We start from the raw sequence: 14,652 nt of genomic DNA, 5'->3' as shown, positions 1-14,652 counted from the left end.
TAAAATTTTAGAAGCATTGATAAGGACATGAATCATTTTTACGGTCTGCAGAGAGGGAAGGGCAGCTGCGAACTTCCTGGCTTAGGAAACTGATTTACCGCCTTTGAGCTATATCGGTGAACAAGAGTAACTGATATCGTCTAAGCTGCGTTACAGCTCCAGAGCCATGAGTATTTTTTGCTTATGGGAAATTGGGTGGAATCACGGGTAAACGCACTCGTCCCTTACATAGGGATGGGTGCGTTTTTTATAATTATTGCCATGATAAGGACATGAATCATTTTTACGGTCTGCAGAGAGGGGAGGATAGCTGCGAACTTCCTGGCTTAGGAAACTGATTTACCGCCTTTGAGCTATATCGGTGAACAAAAGTAACAGATATCGTTTAAGCTGCGTTATAAGCTCCAGAGCCATGAGTGATTTATGCTTATGGGAAATTGGGTGGAACCACGGGTAAGCGCACTCGTCCCTTGCATAGGGATGAGTGCGTTTTTTTCTATATAAAAATATGGCGATGATAAGGACATGAATCATTTTTACGGCCTGCAGAGAGGGAAGGGCAGCTGCGAACTTCCTGGCTTAGGAAACTGATTTACCGCCTTTGAGCTATATCGGTGAACAAAAAGTAACTGATATCGTCTAAGCTGCGTTACAAGCTCCAGAGCCATGAGTGTTTTTTGCTTATGGGAAATTGGGTGGAACCACGGGTAAACGCACTCGTCCCTTGCATAGGGATGTGTGCGTTTTTTTATTATTAAAAAGGGGTGTTTATGTGATGGATGAAAAAATGATTAAAGTACAATTCCCGGATGGGCAGCAAAAGGAGTATCCGCAAGGGATCACAGTGGAAAGTGTGGCAGGCTCAATCAGCCCAAGTTTAAGGAAAAAGGCAGTAGCTGGAAAACTGGATAAGCAATTGGTTGATTTAAGTCACAAGCTTATTCAGGATGGTGAACTGTCGATCTTGACTCTCGATTCGGATGAAGGATTACACGTATTGCGACATACATCTGCGCATGTTTTGGCACAGGCTGTGAAAAGATTATACAAAAATGTGGAATTAGGGATGGGACCAGTCGTGGAAGACGGTTTTTACTATGATTTTAAGTTAGATCATCCTTTGAGCTCAGAAGATCTGCAGGCCATTGAAAAAGAGATGGAACATATCATAAGTGAAAATCTGGAAATTAAAAGGATAGAAGTGACTTATGAAGAAGCTGTGAAGTTATTCGAGGGCAGAGGGGAGTCTTTCAAGTTGGATATAGCAAAGAACATCCCCAATGGTGAAAAATTAACGCTCTATCAACAGGGGGAATTCATCGATCTTTGCAGAGGGCCGCACCTTCCATCCACATCATTTGTAAAATCATTCAGATTGACTCGTGTATCTGGTGCCTATTGGCGGGGAGACAATCAAAATGAAGTTCTCCAAAGGGTGTATGGCGTGGCTTTTCGAAAGAATAAGGATTTACAGGATCATTTTAAATTCCTTGAAGAAGCGGCCAAACGCGACCACCGTAAATTAGGGAAGCAGTTGGAATTATTCATGTTTTCGGAGGAAGCCCCTGGAATGCCATTTTATTTACCGAAAGGACAAATCGTTAGAAATGAATTGGAGAAGTTCTCGCGGGAGCTTCAGACTGAAGCTGATTATGACGAAGTTCGGACTCCTTTCATGATGAACCAGCGGTTATGGGAACAGTCGGGCCACTGGGATCATTATCACGAGAATATGTACTTCACTGAGGTGGATCAAACAAAATTCGCGATGAAGCCAATGAACTGTCCGGGTCATATGCTTATTTTCAAAAACAGTCTTTATTCTTACAGGGATTTACCCATCCGGATGGCCGAATTCGGTCAAGTCCACCGTCATGAATATAGCGGTGCATTGAACGGGATGCTGCGTGTCCGTACATTTTGTCAGGATGATGCCCACATCTATGTACGGCAGGATCAAATCGAAAGTGAAATAAAACAAGTGTTTCATCTGATCGATAAGGTGTATCGCACTTTCGGATTCGAGTATTCCGTTGAGCTCTCGACTCGTCCGGAGGATTCAATGGGCGATGATTCCCTTTGGGAAGCTTCTGAAACAGCCCTGAAAAATGTTCTGGAAAGCATCGGGATACAATATCAAGTAAATGAAGGAGACGGGGCATTTTATGGACCGAAAATTGATTTTCATATTAAAGATGCATTAAAACGAAGCCACCAATGTGCAACAATCCAACTTGATTTTCAAATGCCCGACAAATTTGATCTGACTTACATCGATGAAAATAATGAAAAAGTTCGTCCGGTGGTCATTCATCGTGCCATCTTTGGATCGATCGATCGTTTTTTCGGAATCCTGATAGAACACTTTGCCGGTGCTTTTCCGGTATGGCTCGCCCCGGTGCAAGTACAGATCATCCCAGTCTCACAAGTTCATCTGGATTATTGTTTACAGGTTCAAAATGCACTGAAGAATCAAGGCATAAGAGTGAAAATCGATGATCGGAATGAAAAGCTGGGGTATAAAGTCAGGGAAGCACAGCTGGGGAAAATCCCATATATGCTGGTCCTTGGAGATAAAGAAGAAAAAGAAAATGAAGTAAATGTCCGGAAATATGGGGAACAAGAATTTGAAAATGTCACAATAGAAACGTTCATCAAGAAAATGGTCCAGCAAATAAAAGAACGCAGCATCTAACAAGAAAGCAGCTTAAATTGGAACTCACGAGTAAAAGGCCGAAATTCACGAGTAAAAGCGAGAAACTCACGAGTAAAAGGCCAGAATTCACGAGTAAAAGCGAGAAACTCACGAGTAAATGGAATAAAAAAGACAGCCGAATAAATCGGCTGTTTCTTTTTATCTACAAATCCATACCCAGCCAACACTAGGAATGAACTGCTGAAAACAGTTACCCCCAGGGCCGCCATGACCGCCGCCTTGTCCGCCGCCATGACCGCCATCATGACCGCCGCCTTGTCCGCCACCATGTCCGCCGCCTTGTCCACCGCCTTGTCCACCGCCATGACCTTCGACAGGCATGTTAATCCTAGGTATTGTAATCCAACTATATCTGTATGATGTACCTCATTTGGTATGCCGCCTTCGAGTATCTGTACCATTCCAGTAGTATTATTTATCCCCATTAAAATAAAGGTGTGCGGGGTGTTACCCCAAAATCCTCTGAAGCAATGACCTTGCCGGCCTGCGTTTAAATGGCTCTGGATAGTGGCTACTGGAACCAGTGTTTGTACTGGCAGTCTGTCATCATAATAAGGCAAATTAGCATAAGAATCATCGTAATAATATGGAGCAGTATAATATGGAACATTATAATGGTAGTAGCCGTAATTATACATTCAAGAAATCCTCCCTTTGTGTTTACCCTTTCAGGCTATGAACAATGAGGGGACAAAGAAGGACATTAAAATAGGCGGCCTAATTTATCTATTTAATGCGAACTCACGAGTAAATACTTATGTAAATAAAACCTTTGCTGCCTGGATGGCAAAGTATATGCCGATTCCTATAAGGGATATCCCCGAAATGATCGAGATGCCCATTAGAATGGGTTTGGATAAAAAGCGTCTGAAGGTGCTGGCGATGATGGCCATTGCGAAATCCCAGATTAAGAGGCCGATAAGGATTCCTGAGCTGTATAAAAGTAAATGATCCATATCATATTTTGAAGCGGAGTTTGCGAGAATGGATCCGTAAATTCCCAGCCAAAACAAAATGGATAAAGGATTCGAAAGGGACATGATGAATCCTGTCAGGAATGAAGAGAAAAGGGAATCTTTCGCTTTTCGTGCATTCACTTCAATCTTACCTGCACTTAGCAGACTTTCGATTCCGGTATAGGTCAGGACGAAAAATCCAAAAAGCCATAAAAATGTCTTCATGAAGGAGTTGTCCAAAAAGTGGACGACACCGAAAAAGACGAGGGCTATAAAAACAAAATCCGCTAAAATGGCACCCCAGCCAAATACCCAGGCATGCCAAAAACCCTTCTTGATTCCTTTGTCCAATTGAGCAGCGTTTATGGGACCGATAGGAGCCGCCAGTGATAAACCTAATAATACAAAGCTGAAAAAAACACCCAATTCATCACCTCATCGTTTATACATCTTCGCTTATTTGAATGTATTCAAACATTTGGACTTGTACCACCTTTTTAGTTCTATTTCTTGAGTTTAGTCCGCCTTGTCTGACCTGGTATTTTTGTAACAACACAGAAAACTCCTTCATAATGTAATTTAGTCAAATGGAAAGACGCCTATTTTAGTGCATGCGCTATTCAAAGCGGAATTGGAGGAGTATTATGCCTGAATTATCAATGCCGAATAAATACAAAACAATACTTGATATCATGCATACTGATATTGCAATAAATGAAATGAAGGATCATTTTGAAGAAGGACTTTCAAATGAGTTAAACCTTATTAAAGTATCAGCCCCTTTCGTTTTACATGAAGGTAATGGTATCAATGACAATTTAAATGGTGTGGAGCGGATTCTTACCTTTGATGCTCTGGATATTAAGGATAAACAAATAGAAGTGGTTCAATCTTTGGCAAAGTGGAAAAGAATCACTCTTTCTAGGTATGGTTTGGCTTGTGATGAAGGCATTTACACGAATATGAATGCAATAAGACGTGATGAAAAACTGGATCATTTACACTCGATATTTGTGGATCAATGGGACTGGGAGAAAGTCATAACGAAAGAACAACGTAACGTGGATACATTAATATCCGAAGTGAAAAAAATATATAGTGCCATTAAATCGACCGAACGTTATATGTTTGAATTCCATCATCTGCTTAAGCCTGTGTTACCTGAGGACATTCACTTCATTACGACCCAGGAGTTGGAGGATTTATACCCGGATCTTACTCCGAAGGAAAGAGAGAACGTGGCAGCGAAGAAATATGGTGCAATCTTCATTATGAAAATTGGCGGAGCTTTACAATCGGGGGAAAAGCATGATGGACGTTCACCGGATTATGATGATTGGGATCTAAATGGAGATATCGTTTTATGGAACCCACTCTTGGAATGTGCTTTTGAGGTTTCTTCAATGGGCATTCGAGTAGATGAAAGGTCATTGTTAAAACAATTAAGATTATCCAAAAACGAGAATCGTAAGGTACTCGATTATCATAAGGCCGTATTGGAAGGAAAGCTTCCGTATTCAATAGGCGGGGGAATAGGGCAATCCAGATTATGCATGTTTTTGTTGAAGAAAGCACATATTGGCGAGGTTCAGGTTTCGGTATGGAATGACCAAATAATAGAGGAATGTGAAAAAAGGAATATTATTCTTTTATAAAGACGAAAGCGGGAAACCCATTTTTAAACAGAATGGTTAGACTGTAGGCAAATGGAGTTCTATCCAAATTTGTACAAGCAAAAAAAAGATAGACCATTCTTAAACAGAATGGTTTTTTTGTTTTAAAGGGAATAGGGGTAATTTTGGGAGAAGCGCAACTGAATAAATGTTTCTGCACTATAACATAATAATTTAAGACATCTAATATATGATGGCAAAACAAATTGGTTTCACAAATAGTTACCTTTTATGCAATAAGTTGCTTTTATAATGGATGAGGAGTGTAAGTATGGAAGTTCATGAGAAGCAAAATAAAGATGTAAGCGTGTGGTGCTTGATTAGTATGGCATCGATTCCATTGGTTATGACACTTGGAAATTCAATGCTTATCCCGGTTTTGCCCATTTTCGAGGAAAAGGTGGGGATATCCTCATTTCAATCAAGTATGGTGATAACAAGCTATTCCGTTGCATCCATCTTTTTAATTCCCATTGCTGGTTATTTATCAGATCGATTCGGACGGAAAATGGTCATTCTGCCAAGCTTGATCCTAGCCCTTATCGGTGGTTTGATAGCTGGTTATGCGTCATGGAAAATGGAAAATCCCTATACATGGATCATCATTGGGAGGGTATTGCAAGGGATTGGGGCGTCTGGGGCTTCACCCATCATATTGCCTTTGGTGGGGGATTTATACAAAGATGATGATGAAAAAACGAGTTCTTGTTTGGGAATCATAGAAACCTCGAATACGTTTGGGAAAGTGCTTAGTCCAATATTGGGTTCCCTGTTTGCTGCATTTATCTGGTTTTTACCATTCTTCTCGATTTCATTCTTCAGTTTAATATCTATTGTTTTGGTCTTTTTCTTTATAAAGGTACCAAAGGAGAAGGATGAGCCGAAGAAATTCAAGGATTTCTGGCATGATACGAAAAAAATATTCAAAAAGGAAGGAAAATGGTTATATACGGTTTTCCTCATTGGTGTCTTTGTCATGTTGGTTTTGTTCGGTGTTCTTTTCTTTTTGTCTGATAATCTGGAAAAAATCCATGATTTGCATGGTATCAAAAAAGGTTTAGTGATAGCGATCCCGCTATTTTTTCTTTGCGTATCTTCTTATGTTGCAGGGAAAAAAATCAAGGGGGAATTACCAATCATGAAAAAGATCATCATGATCAGTTTAGCTGTCCTTTCAATCAGCCTTGTATTTGTCGGTTTTACTAAAAACAGGGTCGTCCTTCTATTGATAATAACAAGCCTGGTGGGCATAGCAATTGGTGCTTTATTGCCGACACTCGACGCAATCATCACTCAAAATATAGAAAAGGAACAGCGGGGGACGATAACCTCCTTCTACATGTCATCAAGGTTCATCGGCGTTGCGGCAGGCCCTCCGGTCATGTCCCTTGTCATGAAAAATCATATCAATATGACCTATATCATTTCTGGGATCATCGGTATAGGCATCGTATTGATTGTTATGAAATTCATTAGTTCAGACAAAAAAGAAGCTGCTGCCTAATCGGCTTCAATACATCTCCAAAAAGCCGGGCTTTCCACGGCTTTTTTTGTGAATCGGGAAATTTTTTTGGCATGTGGTTATAGGCAGAGGGTTGTCACATAAAATGTACAAGTCATGAACTAGCTCGAAGGAGTGATGCTTTTTGAGTGTACATTTACTGCTAAGTTACTTTTTCTTAGGACTTACCCTTGCAGCACCGATCGGCCCGGTGAACTCCGCTCGTATCGATAAAGGAATCAAGAACGGGTTTTGGCACGCGTGGATCGTTGGGGCAGGGTCGATGATCGCAGATGCCTTGTTCATGATTTTAGTATATGTAGGAATGGTGCGGTTTTTAGAAATCCCGATCGTCCAGATATTTCTTTGGCTTTTTGGCGGATTTGTGCTTATTTATTCCGGGATCGAAAGTATATTACGGGTTAATACGATATTATTAAATGAATACAGGAATAGAGATTCTTTAATTTCCTGTTTTTTGACTGGGTTCATCATGTCCGTGACCAGTCCATTGTCCATTTTATTTTGGTTGGGGATATATGGATCTGTTTTAGCTAAAACGGCTTCAAGTTATGGGACATCCCAACTTTTCATTTATAGCGGGATGATCTTTCTTGGTCTTACTTGCTGGGATTTTTTTGTAGCGGCATTAACGAATGGATTTCGCAGGTTTTTAAATGAAAAAAGCTTAATGGCCATTTCGATCATCTCTGGATTATCATTGGTCGGCTTTGGGGTTTATTTTGCTTACCAAGGAATTGCTGCCATCCTATCATAAAGCAGAATGCATTAGATTATTACATAAGGTATTTGAAAACTTCTTTCTTGCATAATTCATTGTGGCATTATCAACACTATGAATGATGGAAGGGGGTAATGTTATGACAACAAAAGCCAATTGCAGTTCAGCGAAAGGAAAGGCTGTCCAAGATTCCAATGCTTCGGGTGAACAACAGGGCGACATGAAATGGTGGCAGCTTTCATTGGTCGGCGTAGGCTGTACGATCGGGACAGGGTATTTCCTCGGATCGACCATAGGGATTAAAACGACTGGGCCATCCATTGTATTTTCATTTGTATTGGCTGCACTGGGTACCTATATCGTTTATAATCTGCTTGCCAAGATGACGGCTGCCGACCCTCAAGAAGGTTCTTTTTGTTATTATGCCAATAAAGCATTTGGACGTTGGGCAGGCTTTAGCTGTGGCTGGAATTATTGGTCCTCCAATATATTGATCATGGGAAGCCAGCTTACTGCGCTTTCGCTATTATCTCAATTTTGGTTCCCGAAAGTGCCGCTTTGGCTATTTGCATCCGGTTTTGCCATTGTTTCAATTGTGGTGGTATTGCTGGGAACAAAAGGGTTCGACGGGGTGGAAAACATCCTTGCTGTAATTAAGACAGCAGCTATCGTAATGTTTATCATCATTGCAATATGTGCCGTTTGCGGCTGGTTCGGTCTTGCTGGAGCGAAACCGCCATCATTTCCGAATACGTTCAATGAATTATTCCCAATAGGGTTAAAGGGGTTTTGGACATCCCTTATCTATGCCTTTTATGCGTTTGGCGGCATTGAGGTCATTGGATTGATGGCGATGCAGCTTAAAAAGAAAGAAGATGCACCAAAGGCAGGGACGATCATGCTCTTGGTCCTTACCATTATATATGTGGTTTCATTGGGATTAGCCGTATCCATGATTTCATTAGGGGCATTCAGTGAAAAAGAAAGCCCATTCGTTTCGGCATTGGACAGTTATCACCTGACATTTTTCCCGCACGTTTTTAATGGTGCGATCATCATTGCCGGTTTCTCGACGATGACCGCTTCACTATTCGGTGTAACCAATTTATTGGTAACGCTATCCAATGATGGGAATGCACCCACATTATTCATGCAAAAGATCAAGAAATTCAAAGATCTTCCGCTGCCGTCACTGGGGCTTGGAGCCTTAGGTCTTTTAGGATCAATCATCACTGCCTTGCTCCTGCCAGGAAAGATTTATGAATACATTACAACATCTGCTGGTATATTGCTTTTGTATAACTGGGCATTCATCATTCTTTCTTCATTCAAAATCTTGGAAAATAAGATGTGGAGTAAGATTACGGCGGTTTTCGGACTGCTTTTAATTTTAGCGGCAGTAAGTGGAACACTGCTTGAAAAAGAGATACGTCCAGGATTTTTCATCAGCCTTTTATTCATCGTGATCATCGGTCTTGCAGCCCTTTTCATGAAGTTCAAGGTATGGAATAAGAACAAGGCAATGGCCGCAAAAGCGAGTAAATCAGGACTCGATTAAAAAAGGAACTCGACTAATTCAAAGTCGAGTTCCTTTCAATTTGGCGCTAAATTTCAATGATAATTGGAAGGATCATTGGTTTTTTCTTAGTTTGATTAAAGAGATATTGCCCCAGTTCCTTCTTAATGGTTTGTTTAATGATGTTCCACCGGTATATTTTTTCACTTTGTAAGTCGTTGACCGTTTTCGTGACAATACGATTTACATTTTTTAGGAGGTCCTCGGAATTTTGAACATATACAAATCCCCGGGAAATGGTATCGGGTCCTGATACTATTTTTCTTTCTGTCTTGCTTAGTGTTATGACGATGACGAGCATTCCATCTTCGGAAAGCTGCTTGCGGTCCCGCAGAACGATCTCTCCAACATCCCCGACGCCAACACCATCGACAAAGGTATTGCCGGCAGCCACCTTTCTTGTTTGACGGGCAACGGAGTTTTCAATATCCACCACATCACCATTATTGATGATGAAAGTATGGTCCTTCTCCACCCCGACAGACTCAGCTAACAATCGATGCTGGTGCAGCATCCGATACTCACCGTGAATCGGGATGAAATACTTAGGTTTCATCAGGGTAAGCATGAGTTTTAACTCTTCCTGATAAGCATGTCCGGATACATGCATGCCCGTTACAGTCCCAGAACCGTAAATGACTTTCGCGCCCAGTTGAAACAGGTTGTCGATGATACGTGAAACATCCCGTTCATTTCCGGGTATTGGTGTGGAGGCAAGAATCACTGTATCATCAGGCAATATGCTCATATCCCGATAATTCGAACTGGAAAGGCGGGAAAGGGCGGCAAACGGCTCTCCTTGACTTCCTGTACATAAAACCGCGACCCTTTCCGGAGCATAACTATCGACTTCTTGTGGTTGGATAAGCATCCCATCAGGAACCTCGAGATAGCCGCGTTCAATGGCAACGGTTACGACGTTCACCATGCTTCGTCCAATCAGGGCTAGTTTCCGGTTTGTCTTCTGTGCAGCGTTCACAACTTGTTGGACACGATTGACATTTGAAGCGAATGTCGAAAGGATGACTTTCTGTTTTGCCTGCATGAAGGCCTCTTCAATATGGCTGCCAACCAGATGCTCCGAGGGACTGGAGCCGGGACGCTCTGCGTTCGTGCTTTCCGATAGTAGAACGAGGACACCTTCACTCCCGATTTTGGCCATTTTATGAATATCGGGATACTGATCATTCATCGGAGTCAAGTCAAACTTGAAGTCCCCAGTATGAACGACCGTGCCTTCCGGCGTATGCATGGTGACTCCGAGGCAATCGGGAATACTATGATTCGTTTTGAAAAAGTCCAGAACCATTTCCCCGAATTCCAGCTTTGAATCCGAATCGATCTGGATTAATTCCGTATCACCCAAAAGGTTATGTTCTTTTAACTTCAATTCAATCAAACCAAGTGTTAAACGTGTGGCATAAATGGGCACATTCAATTTTTTCAAGAAATAAGGGATACCGCCGATATGATCTTCATGCCCATGAGTCACAATCAAAGCGCGGATCTTCTCCTTATTCTCCTGAAGAAAGGAAATATCAGGAATGATCAAATCGACTCCTAATAAACTTTCATCAGGAAACTTTGCACCACAATCAATAATGACGATATCGTTAGAATATTGAATCACATACATGTTTTTACCGATTTCATTCACTCCGCCCAGAGCCAATATGGACAAAGCATTTTCTTTCACACTCAAGTAGATAGACCTCCCTTTATTATGATAAGGATAGTGTTTCCTGAGGTAGCTTTTATAAAACCAACTCTTTTTTTAAATCAGGCTAATTCAAAAAGCCATAAAAAAAACACCTGCCGCTTTCGGTAGGTGTGTATCTTCAATCTTCATCGGCTCAAGCAAGAATGGATGCTTTCTTCAAAAGTCTCCAATGCTTGGATCTGTGAAGCATATCCGGTTTTCAGAGTGGCCAGCAGACTTTCTATCAGGAATTCTCGCGGTTTATCTGACTGCATCAGCTCATCTTGGATGAAGTCGACCAATTCAATGGCTCTTCTTCGATCTTCATCGCAAGGAATAGCTTTGTTTATCGCTTTTTTCAATTCCGTGGTGGAATGAAGCAAATCATTATGGCAAGCATCAAGCTGGTTTGTGAAATTTGGAAACCATGTATCCATTAATTCCGGATCAATGATCTGTTCCCCGCTTTCAGCCACTTCATTGACTAAATGGACAATGCGATTCATGCAATAGCGGATAATTTGTATATCCGGTGTACCGGCGGGATTAGCACGGTAACTAAAATGATTCATGTGGGTCATCATCGAATGAAAGATAATGACGCTATCTAAAAGATAGGGTTTTTTACTTTCACCGAAGATATCGATAAAACGGTTATACATCCAGCGTAAGCTCAACAATAGCGTCTTATTGATGAATTGCTTTAATTCTTCATCATTGGAAACACGGACTTCTTCGATCAGGATAAGCAATTTGCTTTGCTTGTTCACCATCAATTGCAGTTCGAGCTGCCGGATGAAAATTTCAATATCGGCGGAATCTTGACCAATCAACAGTTTTTCCCGTTCATGGCGAATCTTTGTATAAAATGAGCGGAAAATAGCTATAAATAATTCACCCTTCGAAGGGAAATAATTATAAAATGTACCTTTTGATATACCGCTGCCGTCTAAAATGTCCTGAATGGACGTCGCTTGGTAGCCTTTGTCAATAAACAGCTTATGAGCCGTATCGATGACATTCTGCCTTCGATTGTTCATTATATCACCTGATTTTCATTATACTGCTTGTATAAAATTAATCGTACTCTATTTTTCATCACAGCACAAACCCTTATTTAAACCAGTAAATTTTTATTGCAAAAAATGAACTAGGGGTATATTATTGATTTTGTGAGTTTTTAATATACCGCTCGTCTAATTAAATGAACCAATAGTTTGAATGGAGGAATAGATAAAAAGTGAGTACTGCACAAATAAATGAGAAAAAAGGTTCGTATGGCATTTTGGCCATACTGATGGTCGGTGCGTTCATAGCGATACTGAATTCAACCCTTTTAAATATTGCACTGCCATCAATCCAAATAGACCTGGGAATCGAGACTTCCACAGTCCAATGGCTGACAACAGGCTACATGCTCGTGAACGGAATCATGATTCCGACAACTGCCTTTTTAATAAAAAAATATTCGGTGCGTAATCTGTTCCTGACAGCCATGCTCCTATTCTCAATCGGGACGATCGTGGCAGGTGTAGCGCATGTATTCCCGCTATTATTGAGCGCACGTATGGTTCAGGCTGCAGGTTCGGCAATCATGATGCCATTATTAATGAACGTACTTTTAACTTCTTTCCCTGTTGAAAAACGGGGCTCGGCAATGGGACTATTCGGTTTGGTCATGATGTTTGCCCCTGCAATCGGGCCGACGCTTTCAGGCTGGATCATCGAACATTATGATTGGAGAATGCTATTCCATTTCATTACTCCGCTAGCTTTACTAGTGCTTCTTTTCGGCTTCTTTAAACTTAAAGACCACAAGGAAAAAGTCGATATCTCAATTGATAAAATATCGGTCATCCTTTCAAGCTTAGGCTTCGGCGGTTTGCTTTACGGATTCAGTTCGGCAGGCAGCAAGGGGTGGGATAGCCTTGAAGTATACGGAACACTGATTGTCGGTGCCATCTCCCTGATCCTTTTCATAACACGCCAGCTTAAAATGGAAACACCAATGCTTGAGTTCAATATCTTCAAGCACCCGATGTTCGCTTTATCCGCAACGATCTCAATCGTACTGAACATGGCGATGTTCTCGGGGATGATCTTAATTCCGATGTATACACAAACAGTACGTGGCATTTCACCATTCGATTCTGGATTATTGATGCTTCCAGGTGCGTTATTAATGGCCCTCATGTCACCGGTCACCGGTAAGCTTTTCGATAAGTTCGGTGCCCGCATCCTTGCTTCAATCGGTTTGCTTATCACTGTGGTAACTACGTATTTGCTAAGTAAATTATCAATGGAAACCACGTATACAGAAATTGTAATCCTGTTTTCCGTTCGTTCCTTCGGAATGTCAATGTCCATGATGCCGATCATGACAAATGGTTTGAACGCGCTGCCAGCCCGCATGAACCCGCACGGTACAGCCATGAATAACACACTGAACCAAATTTCCGGGGCGATCGGTACGGCATTGCTCGTTACGGTCATGTCTAACCGTGCAGCTTCTACTGCCGAAGATTTAATGACGAAAGCGATGAGCAAATTAACGAGCCAGCCCTCCGCTGAGATGATGGGCCAAATGAAAGCCCAAATCGGGATGCAGGCAATGCTGGATGGAATTAACTTCTCCTTCTTTGTATCTACCTTCATTGCCGGTGTGGCGCTGATTCTGGCATTATTCATTAAGCGTGCTTGGCCGGCTGAAGAAAAACCAGCTGTGAAAAAAGATCAAACCGCTTAAATGAAACAATAAAAGGCCCTATGCCACCTGAATCGTTCAGGCAGCATGGGGCTTTTTCTATTCTGCTTTTCACGTTAAGGCCCGTAGCGGAATGTAATTCAGGCTGCTGCGGAATGAAGCCAAAGGATGAATAAATGGATGAAGGCAGGAATAGAAGGTGTGAAGGCAGAAATGAACAGATGCAGGATGAATAAATGGGTGAAGGCATAAACGTATAATTTACTTATAGTCAACATAGTATTTTAGAGGTTTTTTTAAAAATAGATCGGGGTTCAAAATGGCGAATCCGATCCTGGGAGTGAACGGAGATGGAAATTAGGGTTAATCAAATTGAGTTGAATGGACTCACGTTTCAATATCGGGAGTGCGGGGATGTTTCTGCTCCACCGCTTGTTGTTCTTCATGCACTGGGAAAAAGTTCGGAATCATGGGATGAAGCGGCTGCCGCATTAGGAGAAAGTTATCGTGTTTTAGCTTTAGATCAACGGGGCCACGGTGGGAGTGCGAGAACGAATACATATACTTTTGAATCGATGCGTGATGATTTGCTTCTTTTTGCAGATGCGCTTGATTTGGGAAGGTTTTCGCTAATGGGGCATTCCATGGGGGGGACGGTTTCCTATCTTTTCTCGCAAACCTTTCCTTCGAGGATAGAAAGGTTGATTGTCGAAGATACGCCGCCTCCTTTCTCGGGTAAACCAATGGAGGTTCCTTCCAGGCCTTCTGTCCCACTGCCGTTTGATTGGCAGGTAGTGCCTTCGATTCTACAGCAGCTTAATGAACCCGATCCAGAATGGTGGGCACGCCTCACCGATATTATGATGCCGACGCTTGTTATAGGGGGCGGGGCCAGCCATATTCCCCAAAACAAATTGCAGGAGGTTTCCGAGCTTATCCCGAATTGCGAATTGGTGACGATAGAGGATGCCGGACACTTTGTCCATGAAGATGATTTACCAGCTTTCTTGTCTGTCGTAAAAAGTTTTCTTTCCAAAGGGCAGGCGATTTAAAGCAGAAATAAGAGGGTTGCTGGTGCAGCCCTC

General features: G+C 41.8%; 11 protein-coding genes and 2 other annotated features. Of the genes, 7 read left to right on the top strand and 4 right to left on the bottom strand.

The genetic code is table 11. From position 1 onward, the window contains the following. Positions 1-252 precede the first annotated feature (252 nt). Positions 253-474, top strand: a binding site (T-box leader). A gap of 31 nt (positions 475-505) precedes the next feature. Beyond that, positions 506-728: a binding site (T-box leader), on the top strand. 59 nt (positions 729-787) lie between these two features. Then, positions 788-2,695 (top strand): threonine--tRNA ligase, encoded by a 1,908-nt coding sequence (thrS, locus tag ACJ9PY_RS20635; protein ID WP_411740301.1) that lies wholly within the window; start codon positions 788-790, stop codon positions 2,693-2,695. Here thrS and ACJ9PY_RS20630 read toward each other — a convergent pair. Then, a complete protein-coding gene (locus ACJ9PY_RS20630; protein ID WP_411738864.1) occupies positions 2,692-3,354 on the bottom strand; it encodes a hypothetical protein in 663 nt (220 codons plus the stop codon). The genes thrS and ACJ9PY_RS20630 overlap by 4 nt on opposite strands. Before the next feature lie 117 nt (positions 3,355-3,471). Continuing rightward, entirely contained in the window at positions 3,472-4,098 is a 627-nt protein-coding gene (locus ACJ9PY_RS20625) for a LysE family transporter (protein WP_063575328.1), read from the bottom strand. Between the two features lie 218 nt (positions 4,099-4,316). Between ACJ9PY_RS20625 and asnA the strand changes: the two genes are divergently transcribed. The 4 genes from asnA to ACJ9PY_RS20605 all read left to right on the top strand — a co-directional run bounded on the left by asnA (position 4,317) and on the right by ACJ9PY_RS20605 (position 9,146). Continuing rightward, entirely contained in the window at positions 4,317-5,327 is a 1,011-nt protein-coding gene (gene asnA / locus ACJ9PY_RS20620) for an aspartate--ammonia ligase (RefSeq protein WP_411738863.1), read from the top strand. A gap of 289 nt (positions 5,328-5,616) precedes the next feature. After that, on the top strand, positions 5,617-6,849 hold the full coding sequence (locus ACJ9PY_RS20615; RefSeq protein ID WP_411738862.1) for an MFS transporter: 1,233 nt from the start codon (positions 5,617-5,619) through the stop codon (positions 6,847-6,849). Positions 6,850-6,991: 142 nt separating this feature from the next. Then, entirely contained in the window at positions 6,992-7,624 is a 633-nt protein-coding gene (locus tag ACJ9PY_RS20610; RefSeq protein ID WP_098865504.1) for a LysE family transporter, read from the top strand. Between the two features lie 103 nt (positions 7,625-7,727). Next, positions 7,728-9,146 carry an amino acid permease gene (locus ACJ9PY_RS20605; RefSeq protein ID WP_411738861.1) on the top strand — a complete coding sequence of 473 codons (1,419 nt, stop codon included), beginning with the start codon at positions 7,728-7,730 and terminating at the stop codon, positions 9,144-9,146. Positions 9,147-9,192: 46 nt separating this feature from the next. Here the strand turns inward: ACJ9PY_RS20605 and ACJ9PY_RS20600 are convergent, their stop codons facing one another. Together ACJ9PY_RS20600 and ACJ9PY_RS20595 are read right to left on the bottom strand one after the other, a co-directional pair. Further along, a complete protein-coding gene (locus ACJ9PY_RS20600) occupies positions 9,193-10,866 on the bottom strand; it encodes a ribonuclease J (protein WP_106026133.1) in 1,674 nt (557 codons plus the stop codon). A 143-nt stretch (positions 10,867-11,009) separates the two neighbouring features. Further along, the gene (locus ACJ9PY_RS20595) at positions 11,010-11,903 is read right to left on the bottom strand and encodes a TetR/AcrR family transcriptional regulator (RefSeq protein ID WP_187049948.1); all 894 of its coding nucleotides are present in this window, start codon (positions 11,901-11,903) and stop codon (positions 11,010-11,012) included. A gap of 257 nt (positions 11,904-12,160) precedes the next feature. On the opposite strand from ACJ9PY_RS20595, the gene ACJ9PY_RS20590 reads away from it, so the two are divergent. Beyond that, positions 12,161-13,609 (top strand): DHA2 family efflux MFS transporter permease subunit, encoded by a 1,449-nt coding sequence (locus ACJ9PY_RS20590; RefSeq protein WP_411740299.1) that lies wholly within the window; start codon positions 12,161-12,163, stop codon positions 13,607-13,609. A gap of 308 nt (positions 13,610-13,917) precedes the next feature. Further along, positions 13,918-14,619, top strand: coding sequence for an alpha/beta fold hydrolase (locus ACJ9PY_RS20585; RefSeq protein WP_411738860.1), 702 nt, complete (start codon positions 13,918-13,920; stop codon positions 14,617-14,619). Positions 14,620-14,652 lie beyond the last annotated feature (33 nt).

The sequence above is a fragment of the Peribacillus sp. S4 genome, assembly GCF_046715815.1.
In the GTDB taxonomy this organism is placed as follows: Bacteria; Bacillota; Bacilli; order Bacillales; family DSM-1321; genus Peribacillus; species Peribacillus frigoritolerans.
The sequence above is the reverse complement of the archived record's forward strand: the minus strand, read 5'-3'. Positions and strand labels throughout refer to the sequence as shown.